The sequence below is a fragment of the Rhodococcus sp. NPDC057135 genome (assembly GCF_042670865.1).
Lineage (GTDB): Bacteria > Actinomycetota > Actinomycetes > Mycobacteriales > Mycobacteriaceae > Rhodococcus_F.
This window is the reverse complement of sequence record NZ_JBHUUU010000014.1, coordinates 60,555-79,351: the sequence shown is the minus strand read 5'-3', so window position 1 is coordinate 79,351 and position 18,797 is coordinate 60,555. Positions and strand designations below refer to the sequence as shown.

Annotated in this window: 20 protein-coding genes; 4 read left to right on the top strand and 16 right to left on the bottom strand. The window is 63.4% G+C overall.

Annotated features, from left to right (window positions below; all coding sequences use genetic code 11):
• Positions 1 to 73 precede the first annotated feature (73 nt).
• The 3 genes from ACFT1A_RS23980 to sigE all read right to left on the bottom strand — a co-directional run bounded on the left by ACFT1A_RS23980 (position 74) and on the right by sigE (position 2,636).
• Positions 74 to 1,552 (bottom strand): S1C family serine protease, encoded by a 1,479-nt coding sequence (locus ACFT1A_RS23980; RefSeq protein WP_378449047.1) that lies wholly within the window; start codon positions 1,550 to 1,552, stop codon positions 74 to 76.
• Between the two features lie 75 nt (positions 1,553 to 1,627).
• The gene (locus ACFT1A_RS23975; protein ID WP_003945180.1) at positions 1,628 to 1,987 is read right to left on the bottom strand and encodes a hypothetical protein; all 360 of its coding nucleotides are present in this window, start codon (positions 1,985 to 1,987) and stop codon (positions 1,628 to 1,630) included.
• Positions 1,988 to 2,039: 52 nt separating this feature from the next.
• Positions 2,040 to 2,636, bottom strand: coding sequence for an RNA polymerase sigma factor SigE (gene sigE, locus ACFT1A_RS23970; protein WP_029255812.1), 597 nt, complete (start codon positions 2,634 to 2,636; stop codon positions 2,040 to 2,042).
• A gap of 330 nt (positions 2,637 to 2,966) precedes the next feature.
• Between sigE and ACFT1A_RS23965 the strand changes: the two genes are divergently transcribed.
• Positions 2,967 to 3,602 carry an O-methyltransferase gene (locus ACFT1A_RS23965; protein ID WP_007736091.1) on the top strand — a complete coding sequence of 212 codons (636 nt, stop codon included), beginning with the start codon at positions 2,967 to 2,969 and terminating at the stop codon, positions 3,600 to 3,602.
• Here the strand turns inward: ACFT1A_RS23965 and glgC are convergent.
• Positions 3,599 to 4,813: a glucose-1-phosphate adenylyltransferase gene (gene glgC / locus ACFT1A_RS23960; RefSeq protein ID WP_003945185.1), complete on the bottom strand. Its 1,215-nt coding sequence runs from the start codon at positions 4,811 to 4,813 to the stop codon at positions 3,599 to 3,601. The genes ACFT1A_RS23965 and glgC overlap by 4 nt on opposite strands.
• A 132-nt stretch (positions 4,814 to 4,945) precedes the next feature.
• On the opposite strand from glgC, the gene glgA reads away from it, so the two are divergent.
• Complete coding sequence (gene glgA / locus ACFT1A_RS23955) at positions 4,946 to 6,118, top strand: glycogen synthase (protein WP_378449046.1); 1,173 nt, start codon at positions 4,946 to 4,948, stop codon at positions 6,116 to 6,118.
• Between the two features lie 6 nt (positions 6,119 to 6,124).
• Here glgA and ACFT1A_RS23950 read toward each other — a convergent pair whose 3' ends face one another.
• The 10 genes from ACFT1A_RS23950 to dapE all read right to left on the bottom strand — a co-directional run bounded on the left by ACFT1A_RS23950 (position 6,125) and on the right by dapE (position 14,580).
• The gene (locus tag ACFT1A_RS23950; protein WP_378449045.1) at positions 6,125 to 6,964 is read right to left on the bottom strand and encodes a putative RNA methyltransferase; all 840 of its coding nucleotides are present in this window, start codon (positions 6,962 to 6,964) and stop codon (positions 6,125 to 6,127) included.
• A 117-nt stretch (positions 6,965 to 7,081) separates the two neighbouring features.
• A complete protein-coding gene (locus tag ACFT1A_RS23945) occupies positions 7,082 to 7,249 on the bottom strand; it encodes a DUF3117 domain-containing protein (protein WP_003945169.1) in 168 nt (55 codons plus the stop codon).
• A 151-nt stretch (positions 7,250 to 7,400) separates the two neighbouring features.
• Complete coding sequence (locus ACFT1A_RS23940) at positions 7,401 to 7,970, bottom strand: DNA-3-methyladenine glycosylase I (protein ID WP_230817394.1); 570 nt, start codon at positions 7,968 to 7,970, stop codon at positions 7,401 to 7,403.
• Positions 7,970 to 8,353, bottom strand: a complete 384-nt coding sequence (locus ACFT1A_RS23935) for a DivIVA domain-containing protein (RefSeq protein ID WP_378449044.1) — start codon at positions 8,351 to 8,353, stop codon at positions 7,970 to 7,972. Before ACFT1A_RS23935 ends, ACFT1A_RS23940 begins: the two co-directional genes overlap by 1 nt.
• A gap of 32 nt (positions 8,354 to 8,385) precedes the next feature.
• A complete protein-coding gene (locus ACFT1A_RS23930; protein WP_283301488.1) occupies positions 8,386 to 9,327 on the bottom strand; it encodes a glucosyl-3-phosphoglycerate synthase in 942 nt (313 codons plus the stop codon).
• The gene (gene folP / locus ACFT1A_RS23925) at positions 9,324 to 10,223 is read right to left on the bottom strand and encodes a dihydropteroate synthase (protein ID WP_230817391.1); all 900 of its coding nucleotides are present in this window, start codon (positions 10,221 to 10,223) and stop codon (positions 9,324 to 9,326) included. The genes ACFT1A_RS23930 and folP overlap by 4 nt, the downstream gene beginning before the upstream one ends.
• A 30-nt stretch (positions 10,224 to 10,253) precedes the next feature.
• Entirely contained in the window at positions 10,254 to 12,026 is a 1,773-nt protein-coding gene (locus tag ACFT1A_RS23920; RefSeq protein WP_378449043.1) for a long-chain-acyl-CoA synthetase, read from the bottom strand.
• Between the two features lie 112 nt (positions 12,027 to 12,138).
• Entirely contained in the window at positions 12,139 to 12,696 is a 558-nt protein-coding gene (locus ACFT1A_RS23915) for a TIGR00730 family Rossman fold protein (protein WP_003945191.1), read from the bottom strand.
• The gene (locus ACFT1A_RS23910; protein WP_003945176.1) at positions 12,690 to 13,493 is read right to left on the bottom strand and encodes a TIGR00730 family Rossman fold protein; all 804 of its coding nucleotides are present in this window, start codon (positions 13,491 to 13,493) and stop codon (positions 12,690 to 12,692) included. The genes ACFT1A_RS23915 and ACFT1A_RS23910 overlap by 7 nt, the downstream gene beginning before the upstream one ends.
• Positions 13,494 to 13,509: 16 nt before the next feature.
• Positions 13,510 to 14,580 (bottom strand): succinyl-diaminopimelate desuccinylase, encoded by a 1,071-nt coding sequence (dapE, locus tag ACFT1A_RS23905; RefSeq protein ID WP_378449042.1) that lies wholly within the window; start codon positions 14,578 to 14,580, stop codon positions 13,510 to 13,512.
• Between the two features lie 49 nt (positions 14,581 to 14,629).
• On the opposite strand from dapE, the gene dapD reads away from it, so the two are divergent.
• Both dapD and ACFT1A_RS23895 read left to right on the top strand, forming a co-directional pair.
• On the top strand, positions 14,630 to 15,583 hold the full coding sequence (gene dapD / locus ACFT1A_RS23900; protein WP_019749368.1) for a 2,3,4,5-tetrahydropyridine-2,6-dicarboxylate N-succinyltransferase: 954 nt from the start codon (positions 14,630 to 14,632) through the stop codon (positions 15,581 to 15,583).
• Positions 15,583 to 16,965, top strand: a complete 1,383-nt coding sequence (locus tag ACFT1A_RS23895; RefSeq protein WP_378449041.1) for an amino acid permease — start codon at positions 15,583 to 15,585, stop codon at positions 16,963 to 16,965. The genes dapD and ACFT1A_RS23895 overlap by 1 nt, the downstream gene beginning before the upstream one ends.
• 9 nt (positions 16,966 to 16,974) lie before the next feature.
• On the opposite strand, the gene ACFT1A_RS23890 is transcribed toward ACFT1A_RS23895, so the two are convergent.
• Together ACFT1A_RS23890 and ACFT1A_RS23885 are read right to left on the bottom strand one after the other, a co-directional pair.
• The gene (locus tag ACFT1A_RS23890) at positions 16,975 to 17,733 is read right to left on the bottom strand and encodes an ABC transporter permease (RefSeq protein WP_378449040.1); all 759 of its coding nucleotides are present in this window, start codon (positions 17,731 to 17,733) and stop codon (positions 16,975 to 16,977) included.
• Entirely contained in the window at positions 17,733 to 18,722 is a 990-nt protein-coding gene (locus ACFT1A_RS23885) for an ABC transporter ATP-binding protein (RefSeq protein WP_378447030.1), read from the bottom strand. The genes ACFT1A_RS23890 and ACFT1A_RS23885 overlap by 1 nt, the downstream gene beginning before the upstream one ends.
• Positions 18,723 to 18,797: the final 75 nt, after the last annotated feature.

Genomic DNA, 18,797 nt, shown 5'->3' with positions numbered 1-18,797 from the left:
GGGTCAGCCTACTGTGTGCTCGCTCGGTACGCGCATGTCCGGATCAACCTCACAGGAAGATCGCAGGGTCCGATCAGTCCGACACCGGCGTGACCGAAATGTCGACCTGCCGTCCGTCGCGGATCAACTGAACATTGACAGGCTGATCGACGGTCGTCGCGTTGACCGCAACCACCAATTCGTCGGCACTTGTCACCGGTCGGTCACCGACCTTGACGATGACGTCACCCTCGACGATCCCCGCACGTTGAGCGGGGCTGCCGTCGCGGACGTTGGCCACGGCAGCGCCGCTGGTCGCGTCGTTGACTGCGGTGCGGGCATTCACGCCGATGTCGGGGTGATGAACCTTGCCGTCGCGGATGATGGTCTGCGCCACCTCGGTGACCGTGTCGATCGGAATCGCGAAGCCGAGCCCGACCGAACCACCGGACTCACTGAGCATTGCCGTGTTGATACCGATGACGCGGGCTTCGTCGTCGACGAGCGCACCACCGGAGTTGCCGTGATTGATCGCAGCGTCGGTCTGGACGGCGTCGATGACGGCGTTGGTGTCGGTGCCTTCACCCGACAACCGCAGAGGCCGGTTCAGCGCACTGACGATTCCGCGGGTGACGGTCTTGCTCAATCCGAGCGGTGAGCCGACGGCGACGACGTCGTCGCCCACCTGAACATCCTCGGATTTTCCGAGCTGAGCGACCGTCAGATTGTTGGCCGACACCTTGAGCACCGCGAGGTCTGTCTTGACGTCACGGCCGACGATCTGAGCGTCGGTCTTGGTTCCGTCGGAGAAGATCACCTGGATCTTCGCGTCCTGAGCGGGCGGAACGGCAGAGGAGATCACGTGGTTGTTGGTGACGATGTATCCCTTGTCAGAGATGACCACGCCGGATCCCGTACTCCCCTGGTCACCGACGGCGACCTGAATCGACACCACGGAAGGCAGCACCGCGTCGGCGACCTTCGCCACCTGAGACTCCGGTTGTTCGCCGCCGCCGGATTGGACGAGGGTGACACGTGAGCTGGTGAGTGAACTGCGATCGGCAGTGATGACCGTGGCGAGTAAGCCACCGACGAGAGCGATGACGAGCGCCATCCCGGCAAGTGCGGCCAGCGCCGAGGGAGCGACCTTGCGACCGAACAACACCTCACGCACATCGAGCTTCCGGGCGGGCTGCAACTGCACCGGCGCCTCGGACTCTGCGGGATTGCCCAGGGAGACGGCGGATTCCGGATCACGCCACGGATCGCTCGGCGGCTCTTCTTCGGGCGCGTTGTTCGCCGACGCCTCGCGATCGCGGCCGATCGACTCGGTGGCGTCCGCGGGTCGTCCGAATGCCTCGGCCAGAACCGGGTCCGGAGCGCCGATCACGACGTCGGAGGACGGGGTTGATCGCGCGGCCACCGGAGTGAACGAGCCTTCGACTCCACTCGGCCGACCGAACACCTGGCGCGAGGCCGGATCGATCTGGGGTCGATAGACCGGACGGGGGTCGAGAACCGGCGCATCTGCCGGTCTGTCCACCGAACCGTTTGCCGAAGAATCCGAACTCACTCCGGAGTGCCCCCTTTTTCCGTCAGTCACATCGTCCAGTATCACTGATCCGCGCCGGGAAGCAGGCGCGCGGCGTCATTTGCGCCAGCGACGGGACAACCTCTTGCTGATGGTGGAGAAGCCCGCGGGCTGATTACCGACGGAACTGTCGGCGTTTTCCGAATTGGGTCCGGTAGTCGGACTGTTGCACGAGGGAATCTGGCTGAGAAGTCCCACCAGGGACAACGGCATCGTCATCTCGCCGCTTCGACGCAGCGCACCACGCGCCTGCTGCTGAGCATCGACGGCTGCAGCGCACTCGGCGCAGATCGAGATGTGATGGGAGGCCCTCAAGTAGGCCTGCATTCGGAGCTCTCCGTCGACGTAGGCAGCGATTGCCTCGCTGGCCAGATGTTCGGTCGAACCGAACTGGCGATGTGCCCGCGCCTCCGTCATTCGTCCCTCCAGGTGATTGACCACGTCCCGCTCTGTAGCTCGAACCCGACCGTCAGAAACCGACGAGTTCGGATTCGGCCGCGCGCTGCGCTGCCAGATGATCACGAATCGCCTGTCGCCCACGATGGATACGGCTACGAACCGTTCCGAGCTTCACTCCCAGTGTGGCACCGATTTCCTCGTACGACAGACCTTCGATGTCACAGAGCACAACAGCGGCACGAAATTCAGGTGCGAGCGAGTCCAATGCGGCCTGCAGACCTGCATCGAGGCGCGCGTCATGGTAGATCTGCTCGGGGTCGGGACCGGGTGAGGGAACGCGGTCGTAATCCTCGGGCAGCGCTTCCATACGGATGCGGTTGCGTCGGCGAACCATGTCGAGGAACAGGTTTGTGGTGATGCGGTGCAACCAGCCCTCGAACGTTCCGGGCTGATAATCGGAGAGCGAGCGGAACACCCGAATGAAGGTGTCCTGCGTCAAGTCCTCGGCGTCCTGGGCATCGCCTGACAACCGGTAGGCCAGGCGGTACACCCGGTCACCGTGCTGACGCACGAGTTCGTCCCAAGACGGCATGGAGGACTTCTCACCAGTTGCATCGAACACAGCTGTGCCGATCAATTCGGAATCCACAGCCGATTCCGTCGTCAAAACTTCCGACTCTCGAGGGCGAGGCTCGTCGTTGACCTGGTAAATAAGTTGATCCTCCTGCTCGGGATCGCGTAGTTCGATCACCGCGTTGTCCGAATCACGTGATGCGCGATATTCGGGAGAACCAGCCGATGCTGTGATTTGTTCCCGATCACCGAGCTGCGAAAGATCAACTTGGTAGAAATCGATACCGCCGTGCGATCTTCGATCCGGCGATGTATACACCTTTTCTCATCGCGGTGTGCACGCCATATGAGGAGCCTGAGGGATTCCTGAGAATCCTGGTGACTGCGCGCCTTGCAGCGACAATCCGAACCGCCCGATAACCTCATGAGCGTGACCCACGCCGAACAGATACTCCGCCACGTCGAGGACGTAGTTTCCGAGGACGAGATTTTGACCGCGGCGCGAGATCGAGCGCTGGATCTCGGAGCCCATCCGGTGACGCCCGCCGTCGGCGCGACTCTCGCCATGTTCGCGAGAATGCTCGACGCGAAGACAGCCGTCGAGGTGGGCACCGGAGCCGGCGTGAGCAGCCTGTGGCTTCTGCACGGCATGCGCGACGACGGCGTCCTGACCACGATCGACAGCGAACCCGAACACCAGCGGGCGGCCAAACTGACCTTCCGCGAAAGTGGAATCGCTCCGGCACGCACTCGCCTGATCAACGGACGCGCACTCGACGTCCTTCCCCGCCTCGCCGACGGCGGCTACGACCTGGTGTTCGTCGACTGCGCCGCGATCGACCACCCGCACTACGTCCGCGAAGGTGTCCGCCTGCTGCGCTCCGGCGGTGTCATCGTTCTGCACAACGCCCTCGCCGACGGCCGTGTTGCCGACAGCTCCGCTCGCGATGCGACGACTGTTGCGGTCCGCGAAGCAGCGAAGGCCGTGACCGAGGACGAGCGACTCATTCGAGTGCTCCTCCCCCTCGGCGACGGCCTCCTCTGCGCGAGCAAGCTCTAGATCCAGACGCCTTTCCCGATGGCGACGACGCCACCCTGACTGACGGCGAATCGTTCGCGGTCACGTTCGAGGTCGACGCCGATGATTTCGCCGTCACCGACCACGACGTTCTTGTCGAGGATCGCGCGCCGTACGACGGCACCCTTGCCGATGCGCACACCCGGCATCAGCACGCTGCCCTCGACGGTCGCGCCGTCCTCGATCATCACGTTGGAGCTGAGCACCGAATTGCGCACGGTCGCGGCAGAGAGGATCGACCCCGCACCGACCACCGATTCCTGCGCGAGTCCGCCCTTCACGAACTTGGCGGGCGCGAGGTTCTCGGTGGCGCCGCGGATGGGCCAGCGACGGTTGTAGAGATTGAAGATCGGATGCACGGACACGAGGTCCATGTGAGCGTCGTAGAAGGCGTCGAGGGTACCGACGTCGCGCCAGTAACCGCGGTCTCGATCGGTGGCGCCGGGAACGACGTTGTCCTTGAAGTCGTAGACCGACGCCTCACCTGCGGCGACCAAGGCGGGAATGATGTCGCCGCCCATGTCGTGGTCGGAGTCGGAGTTCTCCGAATCCGCGCGGATGGCATCCACGAGCACCTTGGTGGTGAACACATAGTTACCCATGGACGCGAACGTCGAGTTGGGGTCGTCCGGTGTCCCGGGAGGATGGGCGGGCTTCTCGAGGAACTGGGTGATGCGTCCCGACTCGTCACTGTCGATGCAGCCGAAAGCAAAAGCCTCGCTTCGCGGTACACGAATACCCGCGACCGTCACCCCTGCCCCGGATTCGATGTGGTGCTGAACCATCTGTTCCGGATCCATCCGGTACACGTGGTCGGCGCCGAAAACCACGATGTACTCGGGGTCCTCGTCGTAAACGAGATTGAGCGACTGCAGGATTGCGTCGGCGCTGCCGGTGTACCAGCGCGGCCCGAGCCGCTGCTGGGCCGGGACCGGAGTGATGTACTCACCCGCGAAACCGGACAACCGCCACGTCTGCGAAATGTGGCGGTCGAGTGAATGTGACTTGTATTGCGTCAACACACAAATACGCAGATATCCCGCGTTGACAAGGTTGCTCAACACGAAGTCGATAAGTCGATATGCACCTCCGAAGGGCACTGCGGGCTTCGCTCTGTCCGCGGTCAGCGGATACAAGCGTTTGCCCTCGCCCCCGGCGAGCACGATTCCAAGCACATGCGGCTGGCTTCTCACACCGCTAACCTATCCGCACTGGTGAACTCCCGCTAGCGAAGCAGTCCGAGAGGTCCGATCGTGTCCCTCTCCGAACGGGCGGGGAAAGCGCGATCGGTAGCCGGATCGACCACGGGCGGTTAGGTTTAGCGCGTGCGAGTCGCGATGATGACCAAGGAATACCCGCCGGAGATCTACGGCGGCGCAGGAGTACACGTAACCGAGCTTGTCGCTCAGATGAAGCGGTTGTGCGAGGTCGACGTGCACTGCATGGGCGCCCCACGCGAAGGCGCGATCGTCCACTCTCCCGACCCCGCGCTCGCCGGATCCAACCCCGCCTTGACTACGCTCTCCGCCGAACTGCGGATGGCGGACGCAGCGGCCGGCGTCGACATCGTCCACTCCCACACCTGGTACACCGGACTGGCCGGGCATCTCGCCTCGGCGCTCTACGACGTACCGCACATCCTCACTGCCCACTCACTCGAGCCCAGACGCCCGTGGAAGGCCGAGCAGCTAGGTGGTGGCTATCGGATCTCGTCGTGGTCCGAACGCAACGCCGTCGAGCACGCAGACGCGATCATCGCCGTCAGTTCCGGAATGCGACTCGACGTCCTCGACGCGTATCCCGCCGTCGATCCGAGTCGCGTGCACGTGGTGCGCAACGGAATCGACACCGCGGTATGGCATCCCGGCGGATCTGCGCCGGGAGCGCCGTCCGCGCTCGCGTCGATCGGTGTCGATCCAGCCAAACCCATCGTGGCCTTTGTCGGACGCATCACCAGGCAGAAGGGAGTTGGTCACCTCGTCGCGGCGGCACACCACTTCGACCCGGAGATTCAACTCGTGCTGTGCGCCGGCGCTCCCGATACACCGGAGATCGCCGCCGAGACGGAGAAGGCGGTGGCCGAACTCGCCAGGCATCGAGGCAACGTCTTCTGGGTGCGCGAAATGCTCCCGACCGAACAGATCAGGGAAGTACTTTCGGCAGCAACGGTATTCGTCTGCCCTTCGGTGTACGAGCCCCTCGGGATCGTCAATCTCGAGGCCATGGCGTGCGAGACCGCCGTGGTCGCTTCCGATGTCGGCGGCATCCCCGAGGTGGTCGCCGACGGCATCACCGGGCGACTCGTGCATTACAACGCCTACGAGCCGAACGCATTCGAGGAGTCACTCGCGGCCACCGTAAATGCCGTTGTCGCCGACCGAGAGGGCGCCGAAGCGATGGGTCGTGCGGGCAGAATCCGTGCGATCGACGAGTTCTCCTGGGCCGAAATCGCCAAGCAGACGCTCGAGGTCTACGCCGATGCCGTCACGAGACGCTGATCCAGGTCAGATTTTGCGGTAGGTCGAGATCGTCGCCGACGCGGTCACGGTGCTCGGCTGCGGCAGCTTCGCCACGGCGGCAGCAAGATCGGCGGGCGTCAGGTGTCTCGCCGACGGTCCCATACCCACCAGGTCGAGGATGTCCTGGTGCGACAACGGCATCGTGAACTCGACCTCGTCGCTGCTCACACGGTCGAAGTAGCCGGCCATCGAGGATTCGAGGCGTTCCACTTTGCGATCGTCGACCCTGACCATCGCAAGGATGTCGATCAGCTCGCGCAGATGCCTGTCGGTGGGCGTCAGCACCACCAGAGCGCCGTCATCTGCGAGAACGCGATGGGACTGCGGACCGTTACGCGGAGCGAACACACAGAGCACGTGAGACAAAGCTCCGTCGCGAATCGGTAGTGGTTGCCAGACGTCTGCGACGATCGAGCCGATTCTTTCGTGAACCTTCGCAGCTCGCCTTGCCGCGAACTTGGACACGTCCAAGGCTATTGCGCGAGAATCAGGCAGAGAATCCACCACGTGCGCGAGGTATTGACCTGTGCCTGCACCGATTTCGACGATCCGCGCAGGATCCGACCCGGCCGTAGTCGAGCAGGCCCGGGAGACGGCATCCATCAGTGGGTCGAAATGGCCCGCGCCGAGCAGTCGTGCACGCGCCGCGATCATCTCGGCACTGTCGCCGGTGAACTTCGTGGCTCCGCCGCTGATCAGGCTCACGTAACCCTGACGAGCCACGTCGAATCGATGTCCGCGGTCGCACTCGGCGGCGCCGTCCACCAACTCCAACTCGGCAGCGCACTGCGGGCAGGACAGAAGATCGATCACGGCGGCAAGCATTGATCCGTCCTTTCGGCTACCTGTGGTGCGCACACACTTCAGGCCCCGTACCGAAACGGATACGGAGCCTGCGTGCAATCACGTGCTGTTGTTCGTACTGCTACAACCTGGACCCGACTAGCTGGTGACGTTCGTGAGTTCCACACCGAGCGCTGCAGCTTCATCCGGGGTCAGCTCGACGACGAGGCGTCCGCCACCCTCGAGTGGAACCCGCATGACGATTCCTCGTCCCTCTTTGGTTGCTTCGAGGGGACCGTCCCCGGTCCGGGGCTTCATGGCCGCCATCCTCTGCTCCCTCCAGATCTGCGCTGCATTGCTCTGCGCCTCGACTAACGGTGCGCCCCGCCAACAATCAGCGAGGCTCGTACCCTCCATTGTTCCCTATGGATGCGGGAACCGGGAATCTGAGTCACATTTAGGGGTGTTCAGTCGACCGTCACACCTGCGTCGGAACCCAACAATCGGCCACGTGATCATCGACCATTCCGGTGGCCTGCATGAGCGCATAAGCCGTGGTAGGACCCACAAACTTGAACCCACGCCGCTTGAGTTCCTTAGCCATGGCAGTCGACTCGGGAGTGACCGCCGGAACCTCTGCAATTGATGTCAGTCGTCTGGTGCGTCGAGGCGGCGAGAACGACCAGAGTAACGAATCGAGGTCCAGATCGGGTGAATTCACGAGCACTCGGGCGTTGGAAATCGTCGCTTCGATCTTCGCGCGATTGCGGACGATCGCGGCATCGGAGAGCAATCTCTCGACATCCGCAACTCCGTACGCTGCGACCTTGTCCGGATCGAACCCGTCGAAGGCTTCTCGGAAGGACTCGCGTTTGCGCAAAATCGTGATCCACGAAAGCCCCGATTGGAATGCCTCGAGAGCGAGCCGCTCGAACAGTTCGTCGCGCCCGTGCAGCGGACGCCCCCACTCCTCGTCGTGATAGTCGCGGTAAAGCGTGTCGCCGGGCGTCTCGACCACCCAGCCGCATCGAACCAGTCCGTCTGCCATCAGCCCTGAGGATCCTTCGATCCGGACTCGGACGCGGTCTCAGGGTCCTCGTGCGACGCTTCGGCCACGGCGGGAGCATCCGCCTTCACCAGGACCTCAGACCGCTCGTCACGGCCCAGTTGTGCACGCAGAGAATCGATTTCCAACCCGAGGCGATGCAGAGCCCAATCGACTTCGCTCGCCTTGTAACCCCGCAGCACCTGCTGAAAGCGCAGAGCGTCGACATCCGCCCCCGTGACGTCCTCCGCCGGCAGCACGGTCGCCGTCGTGCCGGGAGGCAGCGGCGGCAGCTCTTCCGAGCGCCCGAACACAGCGCTGGCGGCGAGGAAGATCATCGCGCCGACCAGTGCCATGACAATCAGGTACAGGAGGATCGTCATCATGGACCGATACTCCCATACCCGTGGGTAAGCGGTCAGACCCCCGCGGTGCGCACTATCGAATTCATCGGGGGTCGATCGACCAGCGATACCTCCGTGGTCTCGGGCACGAAAGAATCACCGTCGACCAGGAATTGGGTCAACCCGGCACCCGAATCCTCGATCCCACACCGCCTGAGCATCGTTCCGATGATCTGCCGACTCATCACGCCGAGGTCGGCGAGTGGCCGGTTGCGATGCTTGCGCACGCCCAGATTGACCTGACCGATCGCCGCCAGCCCCAACGTGTCGTACGTATCGAGCAGCAAGCCGATCTCGACGCCGTAGCCCGGGGCAAACGGGACTGCGGAGAGCAACTCTCGGGTGCCCGCGTATTCACCACCCAATGGTTGCAGCACCGAGGTGAGTTCGGGCCGCAGCGCAGCCAACATGGGCCGCGCCACCAATTCAGTGACTCGTCCGCCGCCGTTGGCGTCCTCCGTGCCGCTCACGCGCAGCGGACGGCGGTAGTAACCCTTCACCAGATGGATGCCGTCAACGGTGAGTAGCGGACCCAGCAATTTGGGCACGAACGCCGGATCGGGATTGATGAGGTCGGAGTCGACGAATGCGATCAGATCGCCGGTCGTCGCGGCGACCGAACGCCAGAGCACCTCACCTTTGCCCGCGGTCGGCGGGATAGACGGGACGGCGCTCTCACGACTGATCACCGTCGCTCCGGCCGCGCGAGCACGCTCGGCGGTACGGTCGCTCGAACCCGAATCGAGCACGATCAATTCGTCGACCAAGCCGCCGAGCAACGGGTGAATGGTGTCGACCACCGCAGCAACGGTGTCTTCTTCGTTGAGCGCGGGCAACACCACCGAGACGGTTCGGCCACCCTTTGCCCGTTCGAGTTCGGCCACCGTCCAACTCGGATGGTCCCAACTGTTGGCTTCTGCCCATACGCGGGTCGGGCCCGCACCGGTGATACTCATGCCAGACCTCGAACCGTACGTACCGGGGCGCGGCGTCCCTGAATCGCGGCCACCATGTCGACTACTCGACGGGTGGACGCCACCTCGTGAACACGGAACACCCGGGCGCCGCCCGCCGCGGCCATTGCTGTCGCTGCCAATGTTCCCTCCAACCTCTCGGAAAGCTCCACACCAAGAGTCTCCCCGATGAAGTCCTTATTGCTCAGCGCCATCAGCACTGGCCACCCGGTGTTTACAAGAACGTCCACTTTTCGCAACAACTCGAGCCCGTGGAAGGTGTTCTTGCCGAAGTCGTGGGTGGGATCGATCAGAATCGCGTCACGCGGAACACCGAGAGCCAGGGCGCGTTCTGCCGCCGACACCACCTCGGAGACCACATCTGCGACGACGTCGTCGTAGCGAACACGGTGCGGGCGGGTACGCGGAACCGCACCGCCCGTGTGCGAGCAGACGATGCCGGCGCCCGTCTCGGCAGCGACCACCACGAGTTCGGGATCCGCACCGGCCCACGTGTCGTTGATCAGGTCGGCGCCTTCGTCGCGCGCCAGCCGTGCGACGCCACTGCGCCAGGTGTCGACGCTGATGATCAACTCGGGGTACTTGGCCCTGATCGCGGCGACGAACGGAACCACCCGCCTGACTTCCTCGTCGGCGTCGACGAGGTCACCCGGTCCGGCTTTCACTCCCCCGATGTCCACCAGATCGGCGCCCTCGTCGACGGCACGATCGACGGCAGCCATCGCCGCCGAGTCCGAGAACGTCGCACCCTGGTCGTAGAAGGAATCGGGAGTGCGATTGACGATCGCCATCACCAATGCACGGTCGACCGCGACCGGACGCCCACACAGGGTGGGCGCCGGACCTGGCTGCGCGGTAGAACCGGAGAGTGAAGACATGCCACTCATACTGGCATGACGGAACTCGGTCTAGCCCTTGGGTACCGAGCCTGCCGCGACCTTTCCGACGTATTCGTCGTACGAGTCCACGTAACCACCCTCGCGGCCTTCGAGAACGTGCAGAGTGTCGGCGCCGACGTCGTAACCCTCGTTCCGCAATTCCACCTTGCGCGACTTGAAAGTGCTGGTGTGTTCGAGTGAGTCGACGATGCGGATGAACAGCGGGACCGCGTAGTTGGGGAGCTTGCCGTAGAGATGAGCCGCGACTTCGCTGCCCTCGAAACTCTGACTGTCACGTAACTTCACCGCCGCCATGCCCGCGCGCCCGTCGGTACCAGGAATCTCGACGCCGTAGACAACTGCTTCCTCGACGGCCGGGTGCGAACTCAGCGCGCCCTCGACCTCCGTGGTGGCGACGTTCTCACCCTTCCAGCGGAAGGTGTCACCGAGGCGGTCGACGAAGGCGACGTGACCCCATCCCTGCTTGCGCACCAGGTCTCCGGTGTCGAACCAGGTGTCGTCGTCCTTGAATCCGCCCCGTACCAGTTTGCTGTTGCTCGCCGCTTCGTCGGTGTAACCGTCGAAAGGCGCCCGGTCGGTGACCTTGGACAGTAGGAGTCCGACCTGACCCGTGGAAACCTTGCGGAGTCGACCGTCGGCTCCACGCAACGCTTTTCCGGTGTTCTCGTCGAATTCCACGACGGCGTGCGGCAACGGGCAGATGCCTGCTGTCTTGTCGACGTTGAGTGCGTTGACGAACGCGATGTTGCATTCACTGGCACCGTAGAACTCGGCGACGCGGGGAATGCCGAAGCGCTGGGTGAATTCGGCCCAGATCTCAGGGCGCAGACCGTTGCCGACCATGAGCCGAACGGCGTTGTCGCTGTCGGTCGGCTTGGCCGGCTGGTTGAGCAGATAGCGGCACAGCTCACCGATGTAGGTGAAGGCGGTCGCCTTGTTGACTGCGATGTCGTCCCAGAACCGGGAGGCGGAGAACTGACGTCCGATTGCGATGGTCGCACCGGACGCGAGCACCGAGGACAACGAGACCGTCAACGCGTTGTTGTGATAGAGCGGCAGGCAGCAGTACAGAGTGTCGGAGCCGCGCAAGCGCACGCCCATCAACCCGAGCCCGGACATCGACTTCAACCAGCGGAAGTGAGTCATCAAGCTGGCCTTGGGCATTCCGGTGGTGCCCGAGGTGAAGATGTAGAACGCTTTCTCCTTCGCCAGCACCTCCGCGGTGACCGCCGGGTTGGCCGGATCAGCCGTCTTCGCCAGATCCGAGAGTTCACTGACAAGAAGTTGAGCGGGCCCGGCAAATCCGGCAGGCAACGATTCGAGGGCTTCTTCGCACTCGTCGGCGACCACCAGGACGCGAGCGTCGAGCAGCGTAAGGCTGTGTGCCAGAACGTCGTCGCGCTGGTTGTAGTTCAGCATGCCCGCTGCCGCACCGAGTTTGACGGCAGCGAGTGCGATCAACAGGGCTTCGGGAGTGTTCTTTGCCAGCACTCCGACGACGTCTCCGCGGTCGACTCCTCGGCCGCGGAGAACGTCCGCGTAGCGGTTCACCAGTTCGTTGGCCTCGGCATAACTGGTCGCGTGGCCTTCGAACCGGATGAACGGGCGCGACGGGTGAGCGTGTGCAGCCTTCTGGAAGATCAACCCGATCGATTCCTTGGCCGAAGGCTTGCGGGTGAGGCCGGCGGCCCCCCGCGCCAGGATCGGCACCTCGGTGATCATCGACGGCAGTTTTGCCGCCAGATCCAGCAGGCCGACGGTCGAACGGGCTTCCGAACTCATGGCTCCCCTAACACGTATCCGGCGCCCATTCGGCCGCCCAGTCTGCGGCCACCTTACTTCACGGTAATAAAGCCCGCCATGCCCCAGGTCAGGGTTTCACGCACGCGTCTGATCAGGATTTGACGCACGCGTCGAGTGCGGCCTCGACGTCCGTCCGCACCAGCAGGGTGTCCAGCGCCTGACGCCCGACGAAGCCGGTCCCGTCGAGCTTGTTCAACCACTCGAGCAGGCCGGTGAAGTGCCCGACGGGATCGAGCATCACCACTGGTTTCTCGTGCATTCCGAGGTAGCCGGCGGTCCACGTTTCGAACAGCTCTTCCAGCGTCCCGATTCCGCCCGGCAGCGTGATGAACGCGTCGGCGTGATCTTCCATCAGCTTCTTGCGTTCGCGCATGGTGTCCGTGACGATCAGCTCGTCGGCATCGACGTCGGCAACTTCCTTGTGCACCAGGGCCTTCGGAATGACGCCGACGGTCCAAGCGCCCGCCGCGCGAGCGGACTCGGCGACAGCGCCCATCATCGAGACGTTGCCACCGCCCGAGACCAACTGCCATCCGCGTCGACCGATCGCGGTTCCCACCTCTGCCGCCAACGCCAGGAAAGACTCGTCCACCGGCCCCGACGCGCAGTAGACGCAGATCGAGTACTTCTTGTCGGAATCGGTCACCATTCTTCTTCTTTCCCCAGATCTGCGGCCTCGTCGACGCCCTTGTCTGCGTTGAGGACGATTCGCACTGCTTCTTCCACGCTGTCGGTGACGTGCAGCAGATTCACGTCACCTTCGGAAATCTTGCCGTCTCGCTCGAGGGTGCCGCGAATCCAGTCGACGAGTCCGGACCAGTACTCGGTGCCGAACAGGACGATCGGGAAGCGCGTGACTTTGTGGGTCTGGACCAGGGTGAGGGCTTCGAACAGCTCGTCGAGTGTTCCGAAGCCGCCGGGCAGGCAGATGAATGCCTGGGAGTACTTCACGAACATCGTCTTGCGTGCGAAGAAGTACCGGAAGTTGATTCCGAGATCCACCCACTCGTTGAGTCCCTGCTCGAACGGCAACTCGATGCCGAGACCGATCGAATATCCGCCTGCTTCGCTGCAACCACGGTTGGCAGCTTCCATGACTCCCGGCCCACCACCGGTGATGACGGCGTACCCGGCCTCGGCCAAGGCCGTACCCAGTTCACGGCCGGATTGGTACTCGGGATGATCGACCGTGGTGCGGGCCGAACCGAACACCGTCACCGCACGCGGGACCTCGGCGAGCGCGCCGAAACCTTCGATGAATTCGCTCTGGATACGCAACACACGCCACGGATCGGTGTGCACCCAATCCGTGGGTCCGCGCTTGTCGAGCAAGCGCTGATCCGTCGTGGTCTTCTCATCCTTGCGCTTGCGTCGAAGCTGAACCGGCCCGCGGTGCTTGATCGACGAGCTCTGCTTCTTCGAAGCCGAATTCTTCTCTGGTGCCATGCGGCAAGGCTAACGGTCAGGCCGACAGATACTTCCTCAGCACGGCCGCGACGTCGGTGATCTGCTGCACCGGAACGTGCTCGTCGCGCTTGTGCGCGAGATTCGGATCACCCGGTCCGTAGTTCACGGCAGGAATGCCGAGCGCCGAGAACCTGGACACGTCGGTCCACCCGTACTTCGCGCGGAACTGACCACCGGCCGCCTCGATCAGGGCGGCAGCGGACGGGTTCGCCAAGCCAGGCAGCGCGCCGGGTGAGGAGTCCGTGACCTCGAATCCGAGGCCCAGACCGTCGAACACTTCGCGTACGTGTGCCTCGGCTTGTGCCTCGCTGCGATCGGGCGCGAATCGGAAATTGACGTCCATCTCGGCTTCGTCCGGGACGACGTTTCCGGCGACACCGCCGGAGATCCGCACCGCCGACAAACCTTCGCGGTAGCCGCAACCGTCGATGTCGACCGAGCGCGGCTGGTAACTCGACAACCGCTCCAACGCACCGCCGAACTTGTGAATGGCGTTGTCCCCCAGCCAGGACCTGGCCGAATGTGCGCGAGTTCCCGAAGCCGTCAACCGAACCCGCATCGTGCCCTGGCACCCGGCCTCGATGAAACCGGCCGTCGGCTCACCGAGAATCGCGACGTCGGCCGTGAGCCATTCCGGGATCTCGCGTTCGATTCGTCCCAGGCCGTTGTACGTCGCGGCGATCTCTTCGCAGTCGTAGAAGACGAGAGTCAGATCGTGGGCCAAGTTCTCGATGGTCGCAGCCAGGTGAAGAAACACCGCGTCGCCCGACTTCATGTCGACGGTCCCGCATCCGTGCAGAATGTCGCCTTCGCGTCGCGAAGGAACATTGTCGGCGATCGGCACCGTATCCAGATGTCCGGCGAGCATGACGCGACTGGGCAAACCGCGCGACGTACGCGCCAACACGGCGTTGCCGTTGCGGATGATCTCGAAGCCCGAAGTCTGCTCACGCAGCGCATCCTCGACGGCCTGCGCAATGACGGATTCGTCGTGCGAGACGCTGGGGATGTCGACCAGGGCGGCCGTCAAGTCGATGGGGTCCGAAGCAAGATCGAGGATGCTCACACGCACCAGCCTAGGCCGGTGCACCCACCACCCAGTAATCTCTAGTCCCGTGAGCGCACAGGGAGCAACAGCAGTAGGTATCGCCAACGTGACCGCGGACGGAACCGTCCTCGACACCTGGTTCCCGGCACCGGAGCTGGGAACATTCGACAAGACCGGTACCGAGAACGTCGAGGGAACAGACATTCCTTCCGATCTTGCCCTGCTGGCAGGCACTGACGACGCTCGCGAGGTCTCGCAGGTCGTCGTGCGCACCACCATCGCCGATCTCTCCAAGGCACCGGTCGACGCCCATGACGTCTACCTGCGCCTCCACCTCCTCTCGCACCGTCTCGTCGCGCCCCACGGCGTCAACCTCGACGGTCAGTTCGGCCTGCTCAGCAACGTCGTGTGGACCAACTTCGGTCCGTGCGCCGTCGAGGGCTTCGAGCAGGTTCGCTCGCGTCTGCGCATCCGCGGAGTCGTCACCGTGTTCAGCGTCGACAAGTTCCCCCGCATGGTCGACTACGTCGTGCCGTCCGGAGTTCGCATCGGTGACGCGGACCGTGTCCGACTCGGCGCACACCTCGCCAGCGGAACGACCGTCATGCACGAGGGCTTCGTCAACTTCAACGCCGGCACCCTCGGCAACTCGATGGTCGAAGGCCGCATCTCTGCGGGCGTCGTCGTCGACGACGGATCCGATGTGGGCGGCGGCGCCTCGATCATGGGCACCCTCTCCGGCGGCGGCAAGGAAACCATCTCCCTCGGCAAGCGCTGCCTCCTCGGCGCCAACGCCGGCCTCGGCATCTCACTCGGCGACGACTGCGTCCTCGAAGCGGGCCTCTACGTCACCGCGGGCACCAAGGTCACCGGCCCGGACGGCACCGTCGTCAAGGCCAAAGAACTGAGCGGCAAGTCGAACCTTCTCTTCCGTCGTAACTCGGTCTCGGGTGCCGTCGAGGTCGTGCCGTGGAAGGGCACCGGCGTCGAACTGAACGCTGCTTTGCACGCCAACGACTGATGACCAGCACCGACGTCTCCGACGGAACAACCACTGCTCTCGGCCACGGTCTCAAGGTCCGCCATCTGACGATGATGGGCCTGGGCTCGGCCATCGGCGCCGGCCTGTTCCTCGGAACCGGCGTCGGTATCGCCAAGGCCGGCCCGGCCGTCCTGATCTCCTACATCCTTGCGGGCGCCGTCGTGGTGTTCGTGATGCGCATGCTCGGTGAGATGGGCGCGGCGATTCCGGCCAGCGGTTCCTTCTCGCACTACGCGCGCCTGGGGATCGGCGAGTGGGCCGGCTTCGTGATGGGCTGGCTCTACTGGTTCATGCTGATCATGGTGCTGGGCGCCGAGATCACCGGGGCTTCTGCGATCGTGAACGACTGGGTGCCGTCGATCCCGCAATGGGTTGTCGCACTCGTCTTCGTGGTGTTCTTCGCCGTCGTGAACCTGGCCAAGGTCAGCAACTTCGGCGAGTTCGAGTTCTGGTTCGCGGCAATCAAAGTCACCGTCATCATCGGCTTCCTGATCATCGGTGTCCTGCTGGTGTTCGGCCTCCTGCCCGATACCGACCCGGTCGGTACGAGCAATCTGTTCGGGCAGGGCGGCTTCATGCCCAACGGGTTGTCCGGCATTGCCGCAGGCCTTCTCGTCGTGGCCTTCGCCTTCGGCGGGATCGAGATCGTCACCATCGCTGCAGCCGAATCCGAGAATCCGGAACGCTCCATCGCCGTCGCTGTCCGCAGCGTCGTGTGGCGCATCAGCGTCTTCTACATCGGCGCCATCTCGATCATGGTTCTGCTGCTGCCCTGGAACGACCCCGAACTCGAGAGCGGCCCGTTTGTGGCCGTCTTGAACAAGGCGAACATTCCGGGTGTTGCCGGGTTCATGGAACTCGTCGTAGTGGTGGCGTTGCTTTCCGCGTTCAACGCCAACATCTACGGCACCTCTCGTATGGCGTTCTCACTGTCGCGTCGCGGTGACGGGCCCGCTTTCATGGCGAAACTGTCGAGCACCGGAGTTCCGACGAATGCCGTTCTGCTGTCGGTGTTCTTCGGCTTCGTCAGCGTCCTGCTCAACTGGCTGCTCCCCGACGACCTGCTCGGCATCCTGCTCAACGCAGTCGGCGCCGCGCTGCTGGTCATCTGGATCTTCATCGTCGTCTCGCATCTGCGACTGCGTAAACAACTCGAAGCGTCGGGCAAGCTGACAGTTCGAATGTGGCTGTTCCCGTACTTGAGCTACGCGACACTCGCGATGCTCGGCGTGTTCGTCGTCCTCATGCTCTTCGACGCCGATGCCCGTGCACAGTTGATCTCGACCACCGTGCTGTTCCTCGTTATCGCGGCATTGGGCTTCCTGAACGCCCGCTGGCGTAAGCAGAATCAGCCCGCCTGATCTGCGTGCCTACGCATCTCGTCTGTTCACGACGACGATGCTGAGGCCGAAGACGACGAGCACGAAGAGGGCGAAGTAGATCAGGCTGCCCCAAGGTCCCCAGTGGAAGTCGACGCTACCGCCGGAACCGAGAAAGTTATTGGCGTTCATGAACGGCAGGAACGGCATGATCTTCTCGCCGATACTGCCGAACAGGTTGAACAGATTCTCGATGAGCAGAGGCCACAACAGCAGTAGCGCGATCGCACCCGCAGACTGCCGGAGCAACGCCCCCACTCCGACTGCCAGAACCACGCAGAAGAACGCGTAGATCGGTGTTCCGTAGACGACCCGCCAGTTCTCGTCGCCGGACAGAGTAAGGAATGTTCCGGCGTCACCTGCTGTGGCCTTCGTCAGAGCGAAGGCACCGAACGACAATACGAGCGTCAATACCGCTCCGAAACCGCCGATGAGGCCGGCCTTGGCGATCAGCACCGAAGCGCGATTCGGAACTGCCTGGAAGGTGGTGCGGATGGTCCCGAACCGGTATTCGCTGGTGATCGCGAGCGCCGCCATGATCATTAGAACCAACACACCGAAGCCGGTCACTCCACTGAGCGCCCCCGAGACGGTCGGCATCATTGTGCCGTTCGAATTGCGGAGCGACGACTTGGCGCTGAGTCCGAAAACGGTAGCGAGCCCCAACCCGAGCACGATGATGATGATCGTGCACCACAGCGGCGACTTGGTCGTGGTGATCTTGATACGTTCAGCACTGAGAACAGCCATTACAGTGCACCTCCCATAGCCTGCTGTGTGTTTGCCTGGTGTGCATTTGCTTGGTGGGCGCCAGCGCCCGGATCGATACCGGACGCGTGGTACTGGACATCGTCCCCGGTCAACTTCATGAACGCATCCTCGAGCGATCCCTGCTGGGACGCCAACTCGTACAACACGATTCCCTGCGAACCAGCCAAACCACCGATCACATCAGTGGTCGAATCCACCACCACCAATGCCGGCGCAACACCGGAACCATCTTCACGCACCGTCAACCCCTGCGAAAGCAACACACTGCGCAACGCATCGAGCTGAGGACTACGCACCCGCACCGTCGACTCCGACGAACGATCCACGAACTCCGCCACCGTCGAATCCGAAATCAACCGACCCCGACCGATCACCACCAACTGCTCCGCCGTCAACGCCATCTCCGACAGGAGGTGACTCGACACCAGCACCGTGCGGCCCTCCGCCGCCAACCGCTGCATGAACTTACGAATCCAGACAATGCCCTCCGGATCGAGACCGTTGACCGGCTCGTCGAACAACAACACCTTCGGATCACCCAACAACGCACCCGCCAACCCGAGACGCTGCGACATGCCCAACGAGAACCCGCCGGCCTTCTTGCCCGCCACCTCGGACAACCCGACCAACCCGAGCACCTCGTCGACGCGGGACTTCGGGATCCCGTTCGAAGCGGCCATCCACTGCAGATGCGCCCGCGCACTGCGATTGGGGTGCACCCACTTCGCATCCAGCAACGCGCCCACCGTCCGCAACGGTGTCTTGAGCTCCCGGTACGGCTTCCCCTCGATCAACGCCGCACCCGACGTCGGCTGATCCAAACCCAGGATCATCCGCATCGTCGTCGACTTACCCGCACCGTTCGGGCCCAGAAAGCCCGTCACGATGCCCGGCTTGACCGTGAACGACAAATCGTCCACCGCTTTCGTCGGTCCGTAAACCTTGGTCAATCCCCTCAGCTCGATCATGTGGACCAGTCAACCACGAAAACCGAACTGTCGGAACTTTCCGCACTTCACAGAGAAAACCGTTGCGCAAGTTCG